Below are 23,813 nucleotides of genomic sequence, written 5' to 3' on the forward strand. Positions count from 1 at the left end.
CGAGGCTTTTCCGCGACGGCGGGTGGCGTCGCCTCTGGCCGGGCAGGCCTCACCGTCCGCGCGTAAGCACGAAGCGCGAGACGAACGGGCTGGTCAGGATGATCAGGAACAGGCGGAACAGATGGTGGGTCGCTACCATCGCCACCTCGACGCCGAGCGCCAGGCCGATCAGGCTCATTTCGGCAAAGCCGCCGGGAGCGTAGGAGAGCACCGTCGCGTCGATGCTGAGGCCGGTGAGCGCGTGGGTGAGTTCGGCAAAGGCCACGGCGCAGCCGATCAGCAGCACGGCCGCGCCGATCGAGGCGCCGATCTCCTTGTGCAGCTGGTTGAGGGCGGTGCCGACGAAGCGGCAGCCGATGCCGCAACCGACGACGACCTGCGCCGCGGCCACCAGTTCGCCCGGCGGCTTGGAATCGGTGAAGCCCGAGAGATGGGCGATGGCGCTCATCAGCATCGGCCCCATCATGAAGGCGGCGGGCATGCGCAGGACGCGGCCGACCACCGCGCCGATCAGGCCGCAGGCGATCAGGATCGCCCAGTCGCGCCAGTCGTTGTGGGTCGGATGCGGCATGGTGAGCACGCTGGTCTGCGTGCCGCTCACCAGCCGGTACCAGACCGGAATCGTGAGCACGACGGTGAGGATCCTGAGCGCATGGGCAAGAGCGATGGCGCGCTCCTGGCCGCCCATGGCGCCGCCCATGATGGTCATGTCGTTCAGCCCGCCCGGCATGGCGGCGAAGTAGCAGGTGACCTTGTCCCACATGGTGAAGCGGCGGAACCAGAAGTAGCTCAAGCTCGCGCCGGTCGTGGTCATGCCGGTCATGACGGCGAGGCTCACCACCCATTTGCCGAGCTGATGGATGAGGTCGGGCGAGAAGCCCGAGCCCAGCAGCACGCCCATGATGATCACCATGCCCTGGCGCAGGCGCGCGTTCATGCCGATGCGCAGGCCTGAGAAAGCGGCAATGGTGGAGAAGACGCAGGCGCCCAGCATCCAGGCGAGCGGCATTTTAAGCCAGTTGAAAACGAAGCCGCCAACCGTGCCGATCACGATTGCGAGCACGAGCGGCCTCAGCCCCTCGTGGCCGATGATGTGTTTCTTCTCAGACTTGACGGGGAGCGCCTTGCTCAATGGTCGAACTGCTCCTTGAGGATCCGCTCCTCCAGATCGTGCTCGGGATCGAACAGCAGGGTGAGATCGATGTCGGTCGCCTCCGTCACGGTGACCCGGGCGACGTTGGCGATCTCGACGGAATCGGCGGCGGCGGCGACGGGCCGCTTGCGCGGATCGAGCACGGTGAGCTCGACCTTGGAATGGCGCGGCAGCAGCGCGCCGCGCCAGCGTCGCGGCCGGAAGGCGTTGATGGGCGTCAGCGCCAGCAGGCCCGCGCCCAGCGGCAGGATCGGGCCGTGCGCAGACAGATTGTAGGCCGTCGAGCCCGCGGGCGTGGCGACCAGCACCCCGTCGCAATAGAGGTCGGGCAGGCGCTTGCGGCCATCGACCGAGATGGCAATGCGCGCGGTCTGCCGGCTGGAGCGCAGCAGCGACACCTCGTTGATGGCGATGACCTCGTGTGCGTGGCCACGGGTGTTGATGGCCAGCATGCGCAGGGGCGCCAGGCTGACCTGCCGCGCCTCGCGCAGGCGCTGCAGCAGCCCCGTTTCCTTGAAGGTGTTCATCAGGAAGCCGATGGTGCCGAGATTCATGCCGTAGATCGGCGTGCCGCGATGGATGTGGCGATGGAGCGTCTGCAGCATCAGCCCGTCGCCGCCCAGCGCCACGACGATGTCGGCCTGCGCCGGCGGCACCGCGCCATAGCGCTTCTCGAGCTTGGCGCGGGCGTCGCGGGCGAGAGGGGTCGCCGCTGCGACGAAAGCGAGGCGGGGGGCGGAATTGGAGGGGGATGCCATCAGGGTGTCTGCAATGCGGTAGATGCAAGTTTCGTACTATATTGCTGGCGGACTTTCACTTGGGCCTTTTTCAGCAGATTGGCGTTCAGCTCGAACTTCTTCATTTTCGCCCCCTTGCCGATCGTCCTGCTGGCCTATTTCGCAGGTCCCCGCGGATCAAGAATGGCACGCTGCTGGCGGCGAGCTTGGTCTTCTAGCCCGCGTCCTGTAGCCGGGCGCGGTTGGCCTGCGCTAAAATCGCCCCCACAAGAACGGCGAAGGAGGACGCGATGGAGCTGGTTCCGCTGGGGCCTGGTTTCGGAGTCGAGGTCAAGGGCGTCACCATGCTCGACGTGGCCAGTGACGCCGACGCCTACAAGGCCGTGCGCGCCGCCTTCGAGGAGCATTCGCTGCTGGTGTTCCGCGACCAGCCGATCGCCGACGACATCCAGGTCGCTTTCAGCCGCGCCTTCGGGCCGCTCGAGCTCACCAAGGTTGCCTCGCTGGGCGCCGGCGGCTTCTACTCGATCCTGAGCAACATCGGCCAGAAGGGCGAGATCGTGCCGCCCGACCATCGCCAGGTGCTGGTCGCCAAGGCCAATGCGCTGTGGCACACCGATTCCTCCTTCAAGAAGACGCCGGCGCTGGCTTCGGTGCTGACGGCGCGCGTGCTGCCGGGCGAAGGCGGCGAGACCGAGTACACCTCGACCAGGCTCGCCTGGGAACGCCTGCCGGCCGATCTGCAGGCGCGCCTCAAGGACGCCGTGGCCACCCATTCCTACGCCAACAGCCGCGACCAGATTCATCCCGACCTTGCCAATGCCGAGGAGCGCAAGGCCCTGCCGCCGGTGCGCTGGCGGTTGAACTGGCGCAATCCGGCCAACGACCGGCGCGCGCTCTATGTCGCGAGCCATGCCTATGCGATCGACGGCATGGACGACCGCGATGCCCGCCAGCTGCTGGCCGAGCTGCTCGACGAGGCGACGCGGCGCGAGTTCGTCTACAGCCACAAGTGGCGTCAGGGCGACGCCGTCATGTGGGACAACCGCGCCATGCTCCATCGCGGCCGGCCATGGGATTATCGCCGGGAACGCTCGATGATCCGCACCACCATCTCGGCGACCGACGCCGACGGTCTGGCGGAGGTGCGTCCCCCGGTTGTGCACTGAAGGCAAAGAGGCGCGTCGACCAGATCATCGCTGAGTTCAGCGCCCGATCAGTCGGCTGAATTCGGCAGCGTCCTGGATGCGACAGCCCGGGCGGCTCAGGGGGCCTGTGAAGTATTCGATGCGAGCGTTCAGCCGGTTGCTGAAAAGCAAGCCCGTGAGCGGTCCGTCCGCACGGAAGATGGTCGGTGCCAACGCGTCGGGACTGTTGGAACTCACCCGCAGACAGCGGCTGAACTCGAACGGAAGAATCAGCAGCGAGGAACCGGAGCTCGAAGCGCTGACCATGAGCGCTTCCGCTTCGATTCGAACCCGGAAATCGGCTGCAGCTACCAGGCTGCGCTTCAAATCACCATCGTTGTCGAACACGACGGCGGTCCGTTGCGCGTCGAAAGCGGGGGCCGATACGGCCTTGAGCGCCTCCTCGAACGTAGCGGCTTTCGTGACTTCCGTCGGCGAATAGCCGCCAAGATTTACGTCCGGCACCTCATAGAGATAGAGCGTCTCGCTGGCTGAGGTCTTTTCTGTGGCTTCGAGGCGAAATGGCGACGGCAGGGCCGCATCGGAGATGACGAACTTCACGCCGAACAGCGCCAGCGTCTTCGCATTGGCCTGGCGGAGCACGACGATGTTCCGTACCTGTTGATCGCCGGGCCGCGCCCACAGGTCCACTGCCGTGCGAAAGTACGCAGGCGACATGACTTGGCTATATTCAAACAATGTCGGGATATTGAGAGGCCACAGGCCGGACCAATAATAGTCGTTTCCGGTGTGATCGACGCGGACGACATTGGCGCGAATTACGTCGACCCAGCGCGCTGCATCTTCTTTGGTCTGTAGCGAAAGCGTCGCGACCCGGCCGCGAAAAGGCGAACCGGGAGAGAGCGCGATCCTGTCGGCCAGCATCGAGACGAGTTGCGGCCGTGTCGGCGGCGCGGGCCCGTAGATGCGCAGCCTTCCCGGCTCGTGGTTGGGCCCACCAATGGCGAACGCAGGTATTGTGCCGACGGCAACGACAGCCGCCGGTATGATGCCGACGGCGATTCCACTGCCAATGGGTTGCAGCTGCTGGAACAGGCGCGTCGCATTCGGTTGGATGAAAAGCACCGCATCGCGCAGGAGAGCGCCACTGCGCACAACGGCGTAGGCGACGAACATCGCGTAGACCGGAATGACGAATACCTCGGCGTAGACGGGCGCCGGGCCACGCCACACGTTGGTATAGATCATCAGAGTACCGCCACCGAACAGTATCGCCATTAACGCGAGCACGGCTATCGCCAACGCCCTGAGGCGCTGCGTGAACAGCGCCAGCAACAATCCGAAGAGGGCCACGCTGATGACGATCTTGCCCGCCTGCTCAAGAGGCCTGAACCAGGACGACACGAATTGCCACTCTGCCGTGTAGTTTTCCAGCTCCGGTCCCCAGAACCGTGTCGTCGTATAGATGAATTGACCGTAGGCGTAGACACCGAAGAAGCTGACCCAGATCAGGAAGGCCACGACAGCCCACATGATCTTCGAACGGACTTCTCCACGAGTGGCCGAGGTCAGGAACAGTCCGAAGCCCAGCACCACCAAGCTGGGCAGCCACAAACTCACGGCGAGCGGGCTCCATATGGTCATGTGGGCCAGCATCAGCGTGATGGCGGCGCACAGCATCGCATCCTTCCAAAGCGACGACGTGCCGTCTTTCAACGGCCGACCCAAGCGTGTGAACGCCGCCAATATCAGCAGGTTCTCGCTCATGGTCGTCGCGGCGTGTGGCGAGAACGTCAGAAGCGGGTAAAGCAGCGGAAACCCGAAGTACGGCAGGAGCAGCAAGGGCGTCATCCACGCCGCCATCGACGAGACCACCAGGCCAAAGCCGAAGCACCGCGCAGCGACATACGTCGCCAGGAAAAGCTCCAGCGCCAACACCGTGTTGACGAGCACATGGAACTCCGGCGCATAGGCGCGTTCGGCGCCCAGGATAAGCAATCCGAGGTTGTAGCTGGGCTCGAACCTATAGTTCACCGGCGCCATGTCGCCCAGCCCCTCGAGCATGTTGGCCGAAACGCCGAACGCCGTCGCAGACTGGAAAGGCATGCCCGCGATCCGCACGAGAACGCCCATTCCGTCTCCGCCGGGGAACAGGTATCCGGCGTTATTGGCGAAGGTGAAGAACGAGATAACGACCAACAGGACGGCAGAGGCGGCGATCAGGTAATGCTGATACTGCTTGGTTGACATTCGGACTCGCAGCCCATCGGAGGACTCGAACGTGCGTTCGATGTGCTCAGCCACCGCCAATAGTCAGCAACCTAAGCGTCGGCATCTTGGCAAAGCGGCCAATAGGGCGCAAGCCAGCCCCGGCGGAAGCCCTCCGGCAGCAGGCGCTGCGACGAGGCGTCTTTGTCGACGGCTCGTTTCCGCCGAAAGCCGGCCTTGCGACGATCAGCTCTGGTACGCTAAGAACGATGCGGGGTTGTACCTTGCTTCTCAGTAACCCGGCATCATAAGAAGGCGTCGGATCGCGCAATGATCAAAGTCGGAATTTGCGGCTTCGGCTACTGGGGCCCAAATCTCCTGCGCACATTCGGCAAGAACCACGGGTTCCAGGTCGTGGCGATCGCCGATCGCTTGCCTGCGGCTCGTGCTGCCGCCGCCGAAACCCCGCAGCTTCGCCTGTTCGAAAGCGCCGAGGAGATGATCGACGATGCGTCGATCGACGCCGTGGCGATTGCAACGCCCGTCAGCACGCACTTCCCTCTGGCGCGACGCGCCCTAGCTAAGGCCAAGCACGTGCTGGTGGAAAAGCCCATGTGCACCACCTCGGCGGAAGGTGAGGAGCTGATAGCGCTGGCCCGTGCCAACGGCCGCGTTCTCATGGTCGATCACACCTATCTGTTCCATGGCGCTGTGACCAAGCTCGCCGAGCTCAAGCAAGAGGGTAGCCTCGGCGCCATTTCCTATTACGATTCCCTGCGCGTCAATCTCGGCCTTTTCCAGCCCGACATGAACGTGCTGTGGGATCTCGCGCCACACGACCTGTCGATCATCGACTTCCTGTTCGACGAAGAGCCCGTGCATGTCGAGGCGACCGGGTATTGCCATCTCAATCCGGGCCTGCCGGACATCGCCTACGTCACCCTCCACTTCGCTTCGAGGATGATCGCGCATCTCAATCTGAGCTGGATGTCGCCGGTCAAGGTTCGACGCATAGCCATCGGCGGCAGCAGCAAGATGGTCGTCTGGGACGATCTCGACCAGGACGAAAAGCTCAAGATCTACAACAGCGGCATCGACGTCCAACCGGAGGACCAGAGAGGCACGATCGTGCCGAGCTACCGGATCGGCGACATCTACTCGCCGCGCCTGCCGAACAGCGAGCCGCTGGTTCGCGTGGTCGAGCACTTCCACCGCGTAATCGCAGGTCGGGAGGAATCGGTGATGAGCGGCGAGCGCGGCTTGCGCGTCGTGCGGCAGCTCGAGGCGGCCCAGCGCGCGATTGCCGCCGGCCTGGCGCGCAACACCGTTCATGGCATCGCGCCGGCGCTGCGGGTCGCGAGATGAACGGCGTCCTGGTCACCGGTGGCGCAGGCTTCATTGGCAGTCACCTTGTCGACCACCTCGTCTCGGCAGGCGAGGCCGTCACGGTGCTCGACGATTTCTCGACCGGCACCCGGGACAATCTCGGCTTGGCCGGCCGCTCCGGTCGATTGCGCATTGTCGAAGGCTCGGTGCTCGATCATCGGGCAATCGAGACGGCGATGCGCGGGTGCGATCGCGTGTTCCATCTTGCCGTTCAGTGCGTGCGCCGCTCGTTGGGGCAGCCGATCGCGAACCATGAGATCAATGCTACCGGCACGCTGCTGGTGCTCGAACAGGGCCGTCGCCAGCGCATCAGCCGTTTCGTCTATTGCTCGTCCTCCGAGGTCTACGGCAATTGCGGCGACGAGCGCCTGAGCGAGCAGGACAGCCACTGCAAGCCTGTCACCGTCTACGGTGCGGCCAAGCTGGCCGGCGAGTACTACGCCAGTGCCTATCACCAGACCTATGGGCTGCCTGCCATCATCGTGCGGCCGTTCAATTCGTACGGCCCGCGCGAGCACAGCCAGGGCGACCTCGCCGAGGTCATCCCGCGTTTCGTAATTCGCGTGCTCAACGGGCAATCCCCGGTAATCTTCGGCAGCGGCGCCAATGGCCGTGACTTCACCTATGTCACCGAGACGGCGCGCGGCATTGCCATGGCCGGCCAAGCCGACGTGCTGGTTGGCCGGACGGTCAACCTTGCCTACGGCAAGATGGTGACCATCCGGGAAGTCGCCCATGCGGTGGCGCATGCCTGCGGTCGGCCCGATCTGGAACCCGTGTTCATCGAGCCGCGGCCCGGCGATGTCATTGCCTTGCAGGCGGACACCGCGCTCGCCCGCGACGTGCTCGGCTTCTCGGCGGCGATTGATTTTGCCGAGGGGCTTCGTCGCTACGTGGACTGGTTCCGCCAGCACCACCCCGACCCAGCCAGCCTGCTCGAAGCCGAAGTCCGTAACTGGCAATTGCCGACGGACGAGGCGCCCAAGGTGGTCGCGCGGTCGTCCAGCGCGTCGGCATGAGCGCCGGCCAAAAGCCGCTGCCCTCGCCGCAGCGTGCCGATGCAGACGATTCCATCGCCTTCAGTCGACCTTGCTTCGGCGAGGCGGAAGCCGATGCGGCGGCAGCGGCCGTGCGCAGCGGTTGGGTGGTGGGTGGTCCTCGGCTTGCCGAATTCGAGCAGCGCTTCGCTGTCCACTGTGGGGCCGCCGAGGCAATCGGCGTATCAAGCTGGACGACAGGCGCCTTTCTCGTGCTGCATGCCTGGGGGATTGGTGCCGGCGACGAGGTGATTGTGCCCTCGTTGACCTTCATCGCCACCGTCAACGTGATCCGTCACGCCGGCGCCACGCCTGTCTTCGCCGATGTCGATCCGGGGACGTACAACATCGATCCCGCTGACATCGAGCGAAAGATCACGCCGCGCACCCGGGCGATCATGCCGGTCGACCAGCTCGGGCTGCCCTGCGACATCGATGCCGTCAACAAGATCGCTAGCCGTTATGGCCTCGTCGTTCTAGACGATGCTGCCTGCGCCTTCGCCAGCTCCAATCGCGGCCGTCCAGTAGGGTCACTGGCCGGGGTCACGGTGTTCAGCTTGCATGCGCGCAAGGTGGTGACGACGGGTGAAGGCGGCATGATCGTCACCGACGATCGACCGTTTGCCGATCGCCTGCGTCGCCTGCGTCACCAGGGGATGTCGCTGTCCGACTATGCACGGCACGGCGCGGCGCCGACCGTGTTCGAGAGCTATCCGGAGATCGGCTACAACTTCCGCATCACCGACATCCAGGCGGGCATCGGCCTGGCCCAGCTCGATCGCCTCGAACACATGCTGCAGAGCCGTCGTGCATTTGCAGAGCGATATAGTGCGGCGCTCGCCCAACATCCGTGGCTCGCGCCGCCGAGCGTGCCGCCCGATGTCGTGCCGAACTGGCAGAGCTATCAGATCATGCTGTTGCCGGACGCACCGATGTCCCGCAACGAGGTGATGGATCGCCTGCATGCACTGGGCATTCCCACGCGCCGAGGGGTCATGGCTTCGCACCTGGAAGCGCCATACCGCGTAGCTGCTGCCGATCTGCCGAACACGGAGCGCGTGGCCGTCAACAGCCTGCAGTTGCCGATGCATCCGGCGCTCAGCTTTGCCCAACAGGACCGTGTGATCGGTGCACTCAAGGCGCTGGCCAACGAGCACCATCGATGACCATACGGCGTGCTGCCGTCGTGGTCTTGCGAGCGGTTGTCACGGTAGGCTTGCTGGCTTTCGTTTTGTACATCGCGGGCGCCGCGCAGGTGTTCGACCGACTTGCCGATGCCAAGCCTGCTCTTCTCGTCGCCACGGCGATCGTCTCTGTCGCTCAGACCTTGAGCCTGGTGTGGCGGTGGCAGATCATGACCCGGCTGCTATCGGGCGTCACCGTCGAGTTCGGCAAACTGACGCTTGGCATGGGACGCAGCCTGCTGTTTTCCGTTCCCTTGCCGTCGACTGTCGGCGGTGATGTTCTGCGTGTCGCTGTGCTGACCCCTCAGTTGGGCCTGGCGATGGCGGCTCGCTCAGTCGTCTGCGACAGGATCCTCGGGCTGGCCTCGCTCATTGTTCTCGTCGCCGTCCTGCTGCCGTTCTTTGCCCTTCGCATCGACAGCGGCATCGCCTTCGGCGCGGCCGCCGCAACCTGTGCGGCCGGATTGGTAACCTTCGCCGGCCTGGTGGTCGCGCCTCAACTGCTCACCAAGGCGCCGCTGATCGGAGGTTATGCCGCCACCGTCGGCACGGATCTGCGAACGGTGCTGACGGCCGGCCAGACGGGCGCGTTCTGCGTCGCCCTTGCGGTGGTCAACCACTTGATGAGCGTGCCCGTCGCCTACCTCCTGGCGCAGGCATTCGATGCCCCGGTGGGCTTTCTCGCCTGTCTTCTCATCATTCCGCCGACGCTCTTGGTCGCGACGCTGCCGATTTCGCTCGGGGGCTGGGGTGTGCGTGAGGGGGCGTTGGCGGCTGGCTTTGCGTTGGTAGGCGGCAGTGTCGGCGGAGCGGTGGCGGTCTCCGTGGTGATGGGCCTGCTGGGGCCGCTGACCGGCGCGGTGTTCGAGCTGGTCGTGCCGCTGGCACAACGCTTTTCGGCGCTCGCACGCCGTCGCGCCTAAAGCGCGCTTTCGTCGGCCAACCAAAGCCATCTGTCGCGGCAATGACCGATGCCGCCCAAGCCTTCCTTGAACTGGGTGACGCCCGTGTTGAAGTTGCCGGGCCGCGCCGTCGGCCCGAGATCGAGCCAGCGATAGCCCGCAGCGCCCAGCGAATCGATCAGCGACGCGAACACCACGACACCACCTGGTTGGCGCGCATGTTCGGTGCTCGTGCAGATATAGAAGCTGTAGGCGACGCGGGAATTGAGCAGAAACACCAGCAGGCCGGCCACAGGGATCTCATTGGCGAAAGCCACGTGGAGCTGTACGCGTTCCGGTAGCCGACGCAGCAGGTCGGCGATCTCCGCGGCGTCGTGGGTGGCCTTCACGCCGTGTCGTCGGTACGTGTCGTCGAACACCACGAGAAAGTCTTCCAGCAGGTCGAGCCCGCCACGTACCACGCGAACGCCGTCCCGCAGACCGGCCCGAACGCGGCTCGTGAACCTGCTACGGAACAGATGCGCATATCGGCCATCCTCGCCGGTCATGATCGGGATCATCGGACACAGCTGGCGGTTGACCAGGTGAAAGCCGTGGAAGAAGAGGGCGAATTCCACGCCGTCCGACGGCACGGCATGATACAGGGGCGGTGGCAGCACCATTTCGATGCCTGCCCAGCTCTGCGCGCGAGCGTGGTCCTGAAGCGCCACCACCAGCCGCAGCAATCCGTCGGTATTGAGATCGGGAGAGACTGCCGGTCCACCGACGGAGGCGCCAAGGGGAGAAACGAAGGTCGGCCGATCGTCGGCGCCTACAAGGCCGCCCGGGATGACGGCAATCGGCTTGCCGCCGCGCCGAGCCATGAGATGGGCAAAGCGAAAGCGGCTGTGCGGATGGTAGGCAAGAAAACGCAGATCATGAAAAAGGGTCGCGCGATCGGCGGTCTCGAGGAAGCTTGCCCACTCAGCCTCGCCACCCTTTTCAAGCAGGGTTATCTCTATCGGGTTTTGGGATTGGCTCACGAGCGAGACTTGAGTATTCGCGCGGCACTCTACTAAGACGCCAAAGCCAAAACAATGTCTGCCTGTTGCCGAAGCAGATCCCACCTCATACTATGAAGATCATCTCCACGACACGAACGCGCCTTTCCAGCACATATAGATGACCGAGGGCACTCTCCGCTGGCCAGCGCAGCTCGCCGCAAACACGGTCTGCTTCACGGTCGATGTCGAGTGGGCCGTCCAGACAGTGGTCGACGACGTCAGGACCCTGTTCGACAGCTACGACGTCAAGGCGACGTTCTTCGTGACCCACGCCGACGTCGCCGTGCCAGGCCACGAACGCGGCCTTCATCCGAACTTTCGGCGCAACGGGGACACTTATCGCAGCCTCGCCGACGCCGGCCGCATGACGGATGAGGCCATCAATCGGCACATCATTACCGCGACGCACGCCTTTGCGCCCGAAGCGAAGGGCGTGCGCGCGCACTGCTTGCACTTCGATTCGACCCTGCTACCGCTTTATCGCGAGTTGGGGCTCGAGTATGATAGTTGTTATCACATGCCCCTCGTTGAGGGGATCCGGCCGTTTTGGATATACGGCTCCTTGGTAGAGCTTCCCATCTACTACGGCGACAGCCTGGACCTTTCCATGGAAATGACTGACTTCCAAGTGGCGAGGCTGGCGCTCGATCGTCCAGGATTGAAAGTGCTGAATTTCCATCCCAACACCGTTTACATCAACGCCGGTAGCAATGCGGCAGAGGCCGCCACGAGAGTGTTCTATCGCGATGCCGAGAAGCTTCGCGCCGCGCGCAACGACGGCCGGGGCGTCCGGACGTTATTGATCGAGACGCTTGAGTATGTGCGCCGCCACGACATTCCGACCGCGCTTCTGCAGAGCGTGAACGCCGCGTGGCGCACCTTGCCGAAATGGTCGTGAGCGATGGAACGACGCGTCATCATCCTGGGAGGCGCCGGCGACGGCTCGGTCATGGCGGAAGCGATGATGCAGGCCCGCGCGGCAGGAGCAGGAGACACGCTCGTCGGCTTCCTGAACGACGCGATGTCGCCGGGCGAGAAAATCTACGGCGTGCCGGTTCTGGGCAAACTGGAAAAGTGGAAGGAGCTTGGTGACGACGTTCATTTCGCCTGGGCCTTGCAAAGAGTCGGGCTGATGGCCGAGCGGGTCGAACGGCTGCGGCAACTCGCCATCCCGGAGAGCCGTTTCGTCTCGGTGCGTCATCCCCAATCCTTCGTAGCCTCGACGGCAAGCATCGGCGCCGGGACGTACATCGCCTCGTTCGTGAGCATCCAGCCGATGGCGGTTGTGGGCCCCTTCGCAGGCGTCAGGGCGGGCGCCAATATCGGCCATCACGCCCAGATCGGGCCGCACGGATATGTCGGGCCCAATGCCACGATGTGCGGGTATTCCCGGCTGGAACTGGGCGCCTGCCTCAGTCCCAATGCGGTTTTGCTTGAACACAAGATACTCGGCCGATACTCTGTTGCAGGCATCAATTCGGCGGTGACCAAGGACGTGCCTGCAGGCACGGTGGTCATGGGCAACCCCGCTCGGCCGCTTCGCGTCATGCGCCGCCCGACAGTGGCGGGCGTTGCCGATGACGGGAAGCCGATGGCTGCAACAAGGAAGGAGGCAGGGCGTGGCCCAGGTTCGTGACGTTTTGGTCGAGATAATCACCGATGTGTGCCGGCCTGATCCCTCCCGGGACCTGTCCAATCACGCGCGGCCGCTCTTCGAATGCGGGCTCGACTCGATGGATTTCGCATCTTTACTGATGGAGATCGAGGATCGTTTCAAGGTCTCGATCAGCGAAGATGATCTCGAGCGAGTGGGATCGATCGACAGCATCACGGCCTTGGTCGAGGAGCGACTGGGTGCCAGCCGTTGACGTCGCTTTGCGAGGCCTGACGGTCGCTGACGATACTCCGTCGCGCCGGCTCGGCATTGGCGACCCCGCGATGGTCGATGCAGCGTTACAGCACGTCACCTTCTGACGCGATGCTGGGCGCCTTTGCGGCCGTGACCAGCAACCGTGCGCCGGAGCATAATGATCCGCGATTCGCCCGCGCCGCCAGTTTCGGCAGACCTGTCATCCGGAACGCGGCGCTGTCGACGTGCCTGATGCGATGACCAACGTCGGATGTTTCCTCGGCCGCCTCGTCGAACGGGAATCGCAAACGGTGCTTGTCCACCGTGGCGTACCGTTCAGCGGCGCCCGGCTGAGGGGTGAGGTCGACGCCTGGGTGGAGCGGCTGCGAGGACATGCTGTCGGCCCAGGGACCGTCTGCGCCTATGTCGGTGACTATGGCGACGGGACTGTGTCGCTGACATTCGCGATCATGCAGCTCGGCGCGACGGCCATGCCGCTCGCTGAAAGCGCGCTGGCGAACATGCATGACCTTCTGGCAATCGCGGGCGCTCGTTTGCTTGTGCGTTTCGGGCCCGACATGTCGGCCGCGAGTGCCACCGTCGAGGTCCGAGGCGCGTCGCCGCAGAACGCACTGATCGAGCGCTTCCAGGCAACCGGTCACGCCGGGCTGATCGTCTTTACGTCGGGCTCGACCGGCGGTCCCAAGGGGATACTGCACGATTGTGAGAAGGTCCTGGAAAAGTTCGCGACCGTGCGCCCGGGCTGGCGGACGATCCTGTTCCTGGCGATGGATCATTTCGGGGGCTTCAACACGTTGCTGTCGTGCTTCGCCTACGACGGCGTCGGCATCACCGTGCCGCAACGCCTGCCCGAACCGGTGTGCCACGCGATCGAGGAAGCGGCGGCCGAATTGCTGCCGACGACGCCCACATTCCTCAATATGCTGCTGGCCTCCGGCAGCCTTCGGAAGTCGCAGCTGTCGTCGCTGCGCCTCATCACCTATGGCGCCGAGCCGATGCCGCAGCCGACGTTGCAACGCATTTCCGCGGCTTTCCCCAATGTCGAGCTGAAGCAGACCTACGGACTCTCCGAGCTTGGCGTGCTGCATTCGCGTTCGAAAGACCGCCAGTCGCTGTGGCTTCGCGTCGGCGGCGAGGGCTTCGAGACGAGGATCGTCGACGGCCAGCTGCACATCCGCTCGGTTTCGAACATGGTCGGCTATCTCAACGCTCCGTCACCGATCGACGACGAAGGCTGGATGAACACGGGCGATCTGGTCGAGGAAAAGGACGGCATGTACCGCTTCCTCGGCCGCAAGTCCGAGATCATCAATGTCGGAGGCCAGAAGGTATTCCCGTCCGAAGTCGAGAGCGTGCTTCTCGACGCGCCTGATGTCGTCGAGGCCACCGTTCACGGCCGCCCCCACCCCCTGCTCGGCCAGGCGGTGGCAGCGCGGGTATCGATCGCCGGCAAAGAGGACAGCAACGTGGTCGTGCAGCGGCTGCGGGAGTTCTGCAGGCAGAATCTGGCGAGGTTCAAGGTTCCAATGAGCTTCGAGATCGTCGAGGCCGATGCCCAGGCCAATACCCGGGCGAAGAAGCAGCGGCCGCGATGAGGGAGCTGGCGGTGTGAGCGGCGATCCGTCTTTTCCTGTGCGCCACGTCCCGGCCGTGGCATACCGCGGCGCTCGAACCTACGTCCATTCCACCACTCTCTACACCGAGCTGATGGCGGCTGCTGCCGCGCTCGGCCTGGCGCTGGATGGCCTCGTCGAGATGCGCTTCAAGCAGGCGATTACCACGATGGTGGAGATCCATTTCGACGGCGTGGTCGAGTCTCTCGAGGCGAGCGCCGCTCCGGCCCGATTTGCGGTCGGGGAGGGGGATCGGATCGTGTTCGGAAGAATCGTTGGCACCGGCAAACCCGTGCTCGACCGAAAGCCCTACGACGAAAGCGGCATCTGGGACGTTGCGAAGATCGATGGACGATCGGTTTCGCTGTCGACCGGTGCGGGATATGCGCCAATCCAGGTGGTCACCTCGCTTTGCGCGCTGCTGCACAACACCATCCTCAAGCCTCCTGCGCGCCGCCGCTGGCTGCTGGCGCGGTTGTCGCTGCACCGGCCGTTGCGCCCGACCGATGTCGCCGGAACGAAGATTGCCATCACTCACGAGATCGGCAGGACCATGACCCGCTCCAGCATCTCGGTCTCGGAAGGTGTGATCGGCAGCATGGACTTCATGGTAGGGACCGCACCGCCTGCATTGGCAGGGAGCGCATGACCCGGGTGCCAGCCGACATCGCAGATTGGGCATTCGACCTCTTGCGCTGTCCGGAATCCGGCGACGCGCTCCGGCGCGATCGCGATCGGCTGGTTCTGGCGAACGGCAGCGAGGTTGGCCGCATCGAAGACGGCATCGTGCGCTTTCCGGTTCTCGTCGCCGACGATAATGTCCGGATCTACCGGAAGCTCGGTGGCGCACACTTCTGGGAACGGGCGAACGCCGGTTATGCCATGAGCGCCCTCGACACGCCCGTCTATCACGACTTCCTGCAGGACGTGCGTCCGGCCTCTCCTGACGGCGTGATCGTCGATGTCGGCGGCGGCGATGGGCGCAATTCGCGGCCATGGCTCGAGAAGGGCTATCGCCGTGTCGTCGTCGTCGACGCGACGGCCGAGGGTTTGGCGCGCTTCCGCACCCGCATCGGCAAAGATCACCCCGAGTGGCTCGACCATATCCTGCTGATCGAAGCGGATGCGCGAAGACTGCCGCTGAAAGCCGGCTGCGCCGATACGGTAATCGCGGTGGAAAGCCTGTTCTATCTCAACGACGACTACGAGCTGGGCTTGCGTCAATGCAAGGCCTTGCTCGCGCCCCATGGCCGGCTGCTTCTGTCCGAGCGCGACTACGAAGGTGGCCTGCTGCTTCAGCTGCTCTATCAGGGGGTGGCGAAGATGATCGAGGCAAGCCATACGCGTGCGGTCGTCGACGGCTTGGCCCATGAGCCCATGATCAGCCGATGCTTCACGGAGCCGGAGCTGATTGCGTTGTTGAGCGCCAACGGGCTCGCGGTACAATCCGTGCAGGGAATTTCGCTTTTTTCGGTCGTCCTGGGCTGGCTGCGGAACAGGCAACTGATTGGAGACGGGGATGCCGTCCACCTGCCGGCGGTCCGGGCGATGCTCGGAAAACTGGGACGAGAAGGCCGAATGCGGCGGTGCCATATCGTCGTGGCTGGGCTAAGGACCTGACGAGAATATGCCGCTGATCTCAGTCGTCGTCCCGATGTTCAACGAAGCGGGAAATGTAGGGCCGATGTGCGAAGCGCTTCGGCAGATGGTCGATTCAACTTCAGGATACGAATGGGAGTTCGTGTTCGTCGACGACGGCAGCGTCGATGGCACCTACAAATTGCTTTGTGATGAGCATACGCGCGACCGCCGCATAAAAATCGTCCAGCTGTCGCGCAACTACGGCGGTGCGATCGCGGACTCGGCTGGCTTGCAGTTCGCCGCCGGCGACGCAGCGATTGTTATCGCCGGCGATCTCCAGGATCACCCGCGTGAGATCCCCCGACTGCTCGAGGCATGGCGCGACGGCGAGGCAGACGTGGTGTGGGCGGTTCGTGCAACGCGTGACGATCCGGCGATGGACCGTTTGTTCTCCGGATTGTTCGCCAAACTGATCAGGGTCGTGGCGCTGCCCAATTTCCCTAAGACCGGCAGCGGCGGCTTCGTCTTGCTCTCCCGTGTGGTGCTTTTGGCACTCAATGCCTTTCCCGAGCGCAACCGCGGTGTTAGCGCGCTGGTACTCTATTCGGGGTTCCGTCAAACCCAGATCACCTATCACCGCCATCGGCGCGAGATCGGGAAATCCAAGTGGTCCTTCCGCCGCAAGGTACGCGCGGCCGTCGACATCATCGTATCGTTCTCGATGCTGCCCCTGCGAATCGGTTCGATCGCGGGCGTCGTATGCTCAGTGCTGGCGTTCATCCTCATCGTCATCCAAGTGGTCAACCGGTTGATCCATGGAACGGAAGTCCCGGGTCTCACGCAGCTCAGCGTCCTCGTGCTCTTTCTTGGCGGGCTGCAGCTGCTGATGCTGGGCGTGCTCGGCGAGTATTTGTGGAGGACGCTCGACGACACGCGCCGGCGGCCATTGTTCTTGGTGCGGCAAGTTCACGGCGACTTCCTGTCCTACACGCCACCCTTGCCGCCGGCCCACTACACCGCACCGATTGACCTCCTGCGATCGGAAAAACATAGGTCAACAGAATGACCGAGGCGCGCTTCGACGAGACGACCTACCGTCCCGATCCAACGAGAAAGTCGAACGCTCACGCCTGGGCGGCAAGCTACATGGCCAACAAGGGTCGCTTCAAGGTTCTCGAGATCGGCTGCGCAACAGGTCTGGATCTTGCCCCGCTCCTGCGCGGCTTTCCGGAGAGCCAATTTGTCGGTCTCGATATCTCCCAGGAGAATATCCGCGAAGCGACAAAGCTCTACCCGAACTCCAAATGGGCCGCCTCCGACTACATGGTCTTCCAGGAGCGCTCGTTCGACCTGATCATTTCTGAGCGCTCGTTGTCGGTCTTCGAGTGCAGCGATGATGCGCTGGCGAGCAAGCTGGCCTCTGACCTCCAGCCGGGCGGCGTGGCCGTGGTGACGCTACCTGCCTCTTGTCTGTGCACGACGGCGCACTTCACTCTCAAGAAGACCCTGCGCCGGCTGCGGTCCAGGCCGCTCGACGCCTTCTTTCTTTGGTTGGCCCAGCGGCTGCGGCCGGGGGTCGACAAGGACACTCTGGCGGACCGAGTCATCTACATGTACGTCGTTCCGCGGCGCATTGCGGGGCGCAAGTTCTATGATGTGCTGGCGCGCCACGGCCTGACGGTCGAGCAGGATTACGGCGTCATGCGCTGCACGCCGTTCGAGACGCCACACCGGCTGCTCGCGCTGAGAAAGTCTGCTGCCTAGCTTTTCCCGTAGTAGGCGAGAACGCCCTCGCAAACATAATCGAGCTGCGCCTTGTCCATGCCCGTGAACAAGGGCAGGGAGAGGCATTCCGACGCGTAGCGATCGCTGACCGGAAAGCTGTCACGGTCGAGATCCAAGGCGGAAAAGCAGGGCTGCCGGTGCAGCGGCACCGGATAGTGCAATCCCGTCTCGATGCCGCGTTCCTGGAGAAAGGCGCGGAGCGCGTCGCGCTCGGGCGTACGCACGACGTAGAGATGGAACACGTGATCCTTGTGGGCGACGCGCGGCAGCGCGAGCGGCAGGTGGGACAAGCGCTCGGCATAGGCGTTGGCCAAGCCCTTCCGCTCCTCGATCCAATCGGGCAACAGCCGAAGCTTGTGGTCCAACACCAGGCCCTGCACGCCCTCCATCCGGTAATTGAAGCCGAGCTCTGCATGGACATAGCGTTCGCTTTGCGCATGGTGGCGTAGGGCCCTCATGCGGGCGGCGGCGGCGCCATCCGAAGTGACCACCAACCCCGCCTCGCCGGCAGCGCCGAGGTTCTTTGCCGGATAGAAGCTGAAGCAACCGAACTTTCCGAGGGTGCCGGCGCGGCGCCCGTCATAGGTGGCGCCGATCGCCTGGGCCGCGTCCTCAATCACGGTGAGGCCATGACGTTGGGCAAGGCTCTCGACGGCCGCCATGTCCGCTGGCTGGCCGTAGAGGTGCACAGGCACGATCGCCTTGGTCGCAGAGCTGAGGCGTCGTTCGGCGTCGGCGACGTCGATCGTGCCGCTGCCCTCCTCGACATCGCAAAGCACTGGCGTCGCGCCGACATAGAGCACCGCCCAGGCTGTTGCGATAAAGGTATGCGACGGCAGGAGAACCTCGTCGCCTGGGCCGATGCCAGCGGCAATCAGGGCAAGGTGCAGGGCGGAGGTCCCTGAATTCACGCCGATCGCATGCGGCGTACCCAGATACCCGGCGACGGATTGCTCGAAACGTTCGACCCAGGGACCGAGCGAGAAAGCGCTGTCGCTGAAGAGCTGGCGCAATTCGGCCATTGCCTCAGTGGCAATGGGGTTCCACTGATGCGAAAGGTCGGCAAACGGCACGCGGCTGACCGGCGCCACGTTTCGCAAGGAAGATGCTGCCTTCATGCTGTATTTTTCTCCGCACGCGCGTCCCCGATCACCCGCGCCGGATTGCCGGCGACGACGGCATAATCCGGGACGTCCCGGGTCACCACGGCTCCCGCCCCAACCAGGGCGCCGACGCCGATCGTGAGACTGGCCAAAATGGTGGCGTTGCTTCCGATCGAAGCGCGCTGCCGTACACGCGTTCGCAGCAAGACCCAGTCTTGCTCCGTCTGCATCTCGCCGGTGTCGGTGGTTGCCCGGGGGTGATGGTCGTTGATGAACATGACGCCATGACCGATGAAGACCTCGTCTTCGATCTCCACCCCTTCGCAGATGAAGCTGTGGGACGAAATCTTGCAGTTGCGGCCGACCGTGGCGCCTTTCTGTATTTCCACGAAGCTTGCGATTTTGCTGCCGTCGCCGATGCGACATCCGTACAAGTTCACCAGCTCCGGGTGCGGAATTTTGACGCCGGGACCGAGCACAACGTCTTCAGTAATCGACAATGGGCCTCCCCAGATCGTTGTGTCGAGCGAGTGCGAAGCTGAGAGATCGGCCTCTGCTACTCCGCCGCTTCCAGCCGCTGCTGGTTCTGCTTGGCTGCGATCTTGGCACGCGCCAGATCCTCGCCGCGCCGCTTGCTGAGCGCCGCTCCGCCGCCTGCCGTGTCCTTGAACAGCGCGAGCTTGTCCATGTCCTCTTCGACCACCGGCGACAGCGCGAGATCCATGTACTCGTGGCGCTTGGGGTCGTGCATGACCTTCTGGCCGATGCGCCAGCCCTGCCAGGCGAGCTTGCCGTAGATCTTGAGCTTCTTCCAGGTCTCGAGCGCCAGCTTGTAGTGGAACACGCCGACCGGCTCGATCTTCATGCCGTAGCGGCGGTCGCGCCGGTACTTCATGCGGATGATGCCGCCTTCCAGCGGATGCACGCCCTCGGCCTCGAACATGATCTTGAACATGGTCATGAACTGGGCCGGCTCGGCCGGGTTGCGGCCGGGGATGGCGCCGTGGCGGCGCGCCACCGTCTCGATGTGCTCGGGCGTGTAATAGGTCCGCCAGGCGTCGCGGTAGGTCTGCTCGTACTCGGCATCGCTCATCTTGGGATGATGGACGACGCGGTGATGCAGGTCGTACTTGTTGAGGTCGGGGTCCATCCAGACCCCCTTCTTCCACAGCGTCTGGTGGTCCTCGGAGCCCGGCAGCGGCGTCAGCATGAAGAGCTCGAGGATGTCGAGCGGCAGCTCCTTCTTGATGATCTCCATGTCGCGCAGGATCGATTCGCGCGTGTCGCCGGGGAAGCCCAGGATGTAACCCGCCCAGGTCGAGGCGCCGCTGGTGTGCCACGCCTGCAGCATCTTGCGGTATTCGGTGATCTTGTTCTGGCGCTTCTTGGCGGCCAGCAGGTTGTCCGGGTTGACGTTCTCCAGTCCGATGAACACGCGATAGACGCCGGCCCAGCGCGCCTTATGGATGAAGTTCGGGATGCGATGGCACTGGGTGTCGACCTGGATGATCAGCGAGACCGAGATGCCCTCGTTCTCCTTGAGCTCGATCAGCCGGTCGAAGAAGTCCTCCCAATGCTTGTTGCGGGCCATGTTGTCGTCGGTGATGAAGAACGACGTGATGCCCTGCTTGTAGTTCTCGCGCACGATCGCTTCGAGGTCGTCGGCGGTGCGGAAGCGGCTCTTGCGGCCCTGCACGTTGATGATGGTGCAGAACGAGCACTGGAACGGGCAGCCGCGGCCCAGGTCGAAGCTCGACTTCTTGCCCTCGTTGCGCGCCAGCGCCGCGGGCGGCAGGTGAGGGGTCGGCGCATTCTCGATGCCCGGCAGGTCGTCCATGTAGTTGTAGAGCGGCTTCATCGTGCCGTTCCACGCATCGAGCAGGATCGTGTCGAGCCGGCCTTCCTCCGCCTCTCCGGCGAAGATCGAGATGCCCATGTCCATCGCCGCCTGGATCTCGGGCGGGACGACGGGCAGCATCGACAGGCAGCCGGCGGCATGGAAGCCGCCCATCGCCACCGGCAGGCCGAGCTTGATGAACTGGCGGGCGAGGTCGACGGCGCGCGGGAACTGGTTGGACTGCACGCCAACCATGCAGATCAGCGCCTTGCCACCACTGCGGCGGACCTCGGCGGCGATGCGGTCGGCCTGTACGCGGGTGTTGGTCTCGTCGTACGGCTTGATGAGGACGTCTACATCCGGGCCGAAAATCTCACGCTGCCGGCAATCAGCGCCCAGGCCGTAGAGGGCGGCCAGCGTGTTGGACGGAATGTGGGATCTGAGCCAGGTGATCGGATAGCCGTCGTCGTCATAGTGCGTCGGCTTGATCAGGACCAAGTGAAAATTAGTACGCTTCTGCACGGCACCGCCCATCGCGGAAATATCTCCCAAGGCACAATCCCGCGTGCGGCTCTTCTCGAGCGACTGCCACCGCTCAACGGCATCCCCCGGCCACAATGCGCTGCGCCGCCCTACAACGCAACTGCACCAGGCAGATAATCACAGTTTCCTGGTAGGATTATTGCCACAACATCTAGGGCTTTCATAGGGCGAGCCACGCGATTGGCGAGACTGCCCCATGCCGAGCCGGTAATTGCAGTCCGCGGCCCAAAAGCGCACGGTCGGCGTCCCTGAGAGGCGCCAGCAAGGCGTTGGCCGGGGGAGGGAACGAACAAGACGTGAGTCTCACTGCGCGTGTACCGGCGCTGGCGCCGTTCCAGGTCCGGAGCTTCCGCTATCAATGGCCGGCCGACCTGCTGGCCTCCTGGGCCTTCGAGATGGAAGGCGTGATCCTGGGCTGGTTTGTGCTGGTCTCCACCGGGTCGGTCCTGGCGCTGGCCGTTTTCGGCTCCCTCCAGTTCCTCGGCACCCTGATCTCGCCGCTGTTCGGCATGGCCGGCGACCGAGTCGGCAACCGCAAGGTGCTGTGCCTGATGCGCGCCACCTATCTCGCCGTGGCGAGCGCGTTGGCGGCCCTGTTCCTGAGCGGCCTGGCCGCGCCGTGGTCGGTCTTCGTGCTGGCCACGATCATGGGCCTGGTCAGGCCGTCCGACATCACGCTGCGCAACCTGCTGGTCGGCGAGACCATGCCGTCGAATTACCTGATGCGCGCCATGGGCGTGTCGCGCACGACGGCGGATTCGGCACGCATCGTAGGTGCGCTGTCGGGAGCGGGGCTGGTCGCCTTGCTTGGATCGGGTATGGCCTATCTCGGTGTCTGCTTCTTCTATGCGGCGAGCCTCGCCCTGACCTTCAATGTCGGCGTGAGGCGGCTGCGCGTGCTGGGCGAGGAGCCTGCCCACGCCTCGCCGTTGCGCGCCCTGCGCGAAGGCTTCGCCTATGTCTGGTCGACACCGGACATGCGGGCGGTGATGCTGCTCGCCTTCCTTGTGAACCTCGCCGCCTATCCGCTGATCGGCTCGCTGTTGGCCTATGTCGCCAAGGACATCTACGGCCTTGGCCAGACCGGGCTCGGTTGGTTGATCGCCTGCTTTGCCGGCGGTGCCCTCACCGGCTCGATCGCGATCTCGACGTTCGGCGCTGTCATCCGTCCCGCCCGCACCACGCTGGTCTGCGCCGTCCTGTGGTTTTCCCTCAACCTCGCCTTCTCCTGGATCGAGATCCCGCTCCTGGGGCAGATCGTCCTGTTCGTCTCGGGTTTCGTACAAAGCTTCTGCATGATCCCCATGGCGGTGCTGCTGTTGCGCGTCGCCAATCCGGCCTTCCGCGGCCGCGTCATGGGCGTGCGCATGCTGGCGGTCTACGGCATGGCCATCGGCCTGCTGGCGGCCGGGCCGCTGGTCGAGCACACTGGTTTCGCCGTGACCGGCACGATCTTCAGCCTGGTCGGAATCGTCTTCACGGTGGTGGTCGGCGTGTGCTGGCGCCGTCATCTCTGGGATGTCGGCGCCGACGCCAACGCGCGCTAGGAGCAACCCCGTGGCCTCGGCCACGTTGGCAGGCGATGCAGGTCCGTATCGCCAAGGCCGCCCTCCTCGCGACAATGTTCACGGCGGGCCTTTTCGCCGCCGAGGCGTGGGCCGACGACCCGCCACCGCCGCCACCCTCGGCGACCGAAAGCGAAAGCCGCAGCATCTTCGTTTTCCAGGTCGAGAACGACGTCTTCAATCGATTCAGCCCGACCGACCGCGACTATACGAACGGCGTGCGCATCGGCTGGCTGTCACCGGCGATCACCGTCATGCCGCCCGGGATCGTCGCCATGACCACGGTGCCGACTTTTTTTGGCGAGCCCCAGTCCGACTCGGTGGTGCGCCGCGTCGGCGTGTCGTTCGGCCAGAACATCTACACACCCGACAATACGTTCACCTCGCAGCCCATCTACAACGACCGGCCCTATGCGGCGTGGCTCTATGCCAGCTTCGCCCTGCAATACACCTACAAGCGACGCGACGAGAAAACGGGCATTCAGGAACCGGTACGGCTCGACACGCTGCAACTCGACCTCGGCGTGATCGGACCGGCGGCCGGCGGCGAGTTCGTGCAGAACAACTTCCACAACATCATCGGCGTCGCCCAGGCCAACGGCTGGGCCAACCAGCTGCACAACGAGCCGACCATCGGCCTCGGCTTCGAACGGCGCTGGCGCACCGGCCGCACGGTCTTGTTCGACGATCCCAAGCTCGAGGTCGATTTCATCCCGCGCATCGGCGCGGCGCTGGGAAACGTGGCGATCTACGGCGATGTCGGCGGCACGGCCCGCATTGGCAAGAACCTGCGTGACGATTTCGGGCCACCGCGCCCCCGGCCCGCGCTGCCCGGCTCGGAAGCCTTCATCGGCGACGGCAGCTTCGGCTGGTATCTGTTCGCCGGCGTTGATGGCCAGGTGGTCGGCCGCAATATCTTCCTCGACGGCAATACCGACGGCTACAGCCTGCGGGTGTCGCACCGGCCGTTCGTCGCCGAAGCCCAGGCGGGCCTTGCCGTCACGTATCACGGCGTGCGCCTCACCTACACGCAGGTGCTGCGCACGCCGGACTTCTACGAGCAGAACCGCTGGACGCAGTTCGGCTCGATCAACGTGACATTCAGGTACTGACGAGCT

General features: G+C 64.3%; 22 protein-coding genes. 15 read left to right on the forward strand and 7 right to left on the reverse strand.

Annotation, left to right across the window (positions count from 1 at the left end):
• Positions 1–49: 49 nt before the first annotated feature.
• On the reverse strand, positions 50–1,132 hold the full coding sequence (locus RSO01_RS01260) for an AbrB family transcriptional regulator (protein WP_147145349.1): 1,083 nt from the start codon (positions 1,130–1,132) through the stop codon (positions 50–52).
• Entirely contained in the window at positions 1,129–1,911 is a 783-nt protein-coding gene (locus RSO01_RS01265; protein WP_147145351.1) for an NAD kinase, read from the reverse strand. Before RSO01_RS01265 ends, RSO01_RS01260 begins: the two co-directional genes overlap by 4 nt.
• A gap of 269 nt (positions 1,912–2,180) precedes the next feature.
• Here RSO01_RS01265 and RSO01_RS01270 point away from each other — a divergent pair, with 269 nt between their 5' ends.
• Positions 2,181–3,059, forward strand: coding sequence for a TauD/TfdA dioxygenase family protein (locus tag RSO01_RS01270; RefSeq protein WP_147145353.1), 879 nt, complete (start codon positions 2,181–2,183; stop codon positions 3,057–3,059).
• A gap of 36 nt (positions 3,060–3,095) precedes the next feature.
• On the opposite strand, the gene RSO01_RS01275 is transcribed toward RSO01_RS01270, so the two are convergent.
• Positions 3,096–5,288 carry a hypothetical protein gene (locus RSO01_RS01275; protein ID WP_147145356.1) on the reverse strand — a complete coding sequence of 731 codons (2,193 nt, stop codon included), beginning with the start codon at positions 5,286–5,288 and terminating at the stop codon, positions 3,096–3,098.
• A gap of 288 nt (positions 5,289–5,576) precedes the next feature.
• Here RSO01_RS01275 and RSO01_RS01280 point away from each other — a divergent pair, with 288 nt between their 5' ends.
• From RSO01_RS01280 to RSO01_RS01295, 4 genes are read left to right on the forward strand one after another with little or no spacing between them, the layout of a single operon-like run.
• Positions 5,577–6,611: a Gfo/Idh/MocA family protein gene (locus tag RSO01_RS01280; protein WP_246157933.1), complete on the forward strand. Its 1,035-nt coding sequence runs from the start codon at positions 5,577–5,579 to the stop codon at positions 6,609–6,611.
• Complete coding sequence (locus RSO01_RS01285) at positions 6,608–7,651, forward strand: NAD-dependent epimerase/dehydratase family protein (protein WP_147145358.1); 1,044 nt, start codon at positions 6,608–6,610, stop codon at positions 7,649–7,651. Before RSO01_RS01280 ends, RSO01_RS01285 begins: the two co-directional genes overlap by 4 nt.
• Complete coding sequence (locus RSO01_RS01290) at positions 7,648–8,835, forward strand: DegT/DnrJ/EryC1/StrS family aminotransferase (protein WP_147145360.1); 1,188 nt, start codon at positions 7,648–7,650, stop codon at positions 8,833–8,835. The genes RSO01_RS01285 and RSO01_RS01290 overlap by 4 nt, the downstream gene beginning before the upstream one ends.
• The gene (locus tag RSO01_RS01295) at positions 8,832–9,776 is read left to right on the forward strand and encodes a lysylphosphatidylglycerol synthase transmembrane domain-containing protein (RefSeq protein ID WP_147145362.1); all 945 of its coding nucleotides are present in this window, start codon (positions 8,832–8,834) and stop codon (positions 9,774–9,776) included. Before RSO01_RS01290 ends, RSO01_RS01295 begins: the two co-directional genes overlap by 4 nt.
• On the opposite strand, the gene RSO01_RS01300 is transcribed toward RSO01_RS01295, so the two are convergent.
• Positions 9,773–10,777, reverse strand: a complete 1,005-nt coding sequence (locus RSO01_RS01300; protein WP_147145364.1) for a GNAT family N-acetyltransferase — start codon at positions 10,775–10,777, stop codon at positions 9,773–9,775. The two genes, RSO01_RS01295 and RSO01_RS01300, sit on opposite strands and share 4 nt — an antisense overlap.
• Positions 10,778–10,916: 139 nt before the next feature.
• Between RSO01_RS01300 and RSO01_RS01305 the strand changes: the two genes are divergently transcribed.
• The 8 genes from RSO01_RS01305 to RSO01_RS01345 all read left to right on the forward strand — a co-directional run bounded on the left by RSO01_RS01305 (position 10,917) and on the right by RSO01_RS01345 (position 17,626).
• Complete coding sequence (locus tag RSO01_RS01305; protein ID WP_147145366.1) at positions 10,917–11,696, forward strand: polysaccharide deacetylase WbmS family protein; 780 nt, start codon at positions 10,917–10,919, stop codon at positions 11,694–11,696.
• 3 nt (positions 11,697–11,699) lie between these two features.
• The gene (locus RSO01_RS01310; RefSeq protein WP_147145368.1) at positions 11,700–12,434 is read left to right on the forward strand and encodes an LbetaH domain-containing protein; all 735 of its coding nucleotides are present in this window, start codon (positions 11,700–11,702) and stop codon (positions 12,432–12,434) included.
• Positions 12,418–12,666 carry an acyl carrier protein gene (locus RSO01_RS01315; protein WP_170302779.1) on the forward strand — a complete coding sequence of 83 codons (249 nt, stop codon included), beginning with the start codon at positions 12,418–12,420 and terminating at the stop codon, positions 12,664–12,666. Before RSO01_RS01310 ends, RSO01_RS01315 begins: the two co-directional genes overlap by 17 nt.
• A 238-nt stretch (positions 12,667–12,904) precedes the next feature.
• Positions 12,905–14,263, forward strand: a complete 1,359-nt coding sequence (locus RSO01_RS01325; RefSeq protein WP_147145374.1) for a class I adenylate-forming enzyme family protein — start codon at positions 12,905–12,907, stop codon at positions 14,261–14,263.
• A 13-nt stretch (positions 14,264–14,276) separates the two neighbouring features.
• Positions 14,277–14,930 carry a hypothetical protein gene (locus RSO01_RS01330; protein ID WP_147145376.1) on the forward strand — a complete coding sequence of 218 codons (654 nt, stop codon included), beginning with the start codon at positions 14,277–14,279 and terminating at the stop codon, positions 14,928–14,930.
• Complete coding sequence (locus RSO01_RS01335; RefSeq protein ID WP_147145378.1) at positions 14,927–15,901, forward strand: class I SAM-dependent methyltransferase; 975 nt, start codon at positions 14,927–14,929, stop codon at positions 15,899–15,901. Before RSO01_RS01330 ends, RSO01_RS01335 begins: the two co-directional genes overlap by 4 nt.
• 7 nt (positions 15,902–15,908) lie before the next feature.
• Positions 15,909–16,928, forward strand: a complete 1,020-nt coding sequence (locus RSO01_RS01340; protein WP_147145380.1) for a glycosyltransferase family 2 protein — start codon at positions 15,909–15,911, stop codon at positions 16,926–16,928.
• Entirely contained in the window at positions 16,925–17,626 is a 702-nt protein-coding gene (locus RSO01_RS01345; RefSeq protein ID WP_147145382.1) for a class I SAM-dependent methyltransferase, read from the forward strand. The genes RSO01_RS01340 and RSO01_RS01345 overlap by 4 nt, the downstream gene beginning before the upstream one ends.
• Here the strand turns inward: RSO01_RS01345 and RSO01_RS01350 are convergent.
• From RSO01_RS01350 to RSO01_RS01360, 3 genes are read right to left on the reverse strand one after another with little or no spacing between them, the layout of a single operon-like run.
• Complete coding sequence (locus RSO01_RS01350) at positions 17,623–18,765, reverse strand: DegT/DnrJ/EryC1/StrS family aminotransferase (protein WP_147145384.1); 1,143 nt, start codon at positions 18,763–18,765, stop codon at positions 17,623–17,625. The two genes, RSO01_RS01345 and RSO01_RS01350, sit on opposite strands and share 4 nt — an antisense overlap.
• Positions 18,762–19,250 carry an acyltransferase gene (locus tag RSO01_RS01355; protein ID WP_147145386.1) on the reverse strand — a complete coding sequence of 163 codons (489 nt, stop codon included), beginning with the start codon at positions 19,248–19,250 and terminating at the stop codon, positions 18,762–18,764. Before RSO01_RS01355 ends, RSO01_RS01350 begins: the two co-directional genes overlap by 4 nt.
• Positions 19,251–19,306: 56 nt before the next feature.
• Positions 19,307–21,121, reverse strand: coding sequence for a B12-binding domain-containing radical SAM protein (locus RSO01_RS01360; protein WP_147145698.1), 1,815 nt, complete (start codon positions 21,119–21,121; stop codon positions 19,307–19,309).
• A gap of 305 nt (positions 21,122–21,426) precedes the next feature.
• Here RSO01_RS01360 and RSO01_RS01365 point away from each other — a divergent pair, with 305 nt between their 5' ends.
• Positions 21,427–22,677 (forward strand): MFS transporter, encoded by a 1,251-nt coding sequence (locus RSO01_RS01365; RefSeq protein WP_147145388.1) that lies wholly within the window; start codon positions 21,427–21,429, stop codon positions 22,675–22,677.
• A 35-nt stretch (positions 22,678–22,712) separates the two neighbouring features.
• Positions 22,713–23,807, forward strand: a complete 1,095-nt coding sequence (locus RSO01_RS01370; RefSeq protein ID WP_147145390.1) for a lipid A deacylase LpxR family protein — start codon at positions 22,713–22,715, stop codon at positions 23,805–23,807.
• The last annotated feature ends 6 nt before the right edge of the window (positions 23,808–23,813 follow it).

The sequence above is a fragment of the Reyranella soli genome, from assembly GCF_007992495.1.
Taxonomy (GTDB): domain Bacteria; phylum Pseudomonadota; class Alphaproteobacteria; order Reyranellales; family Reyranellaceae; genus Reyranella; species Reyranella soli.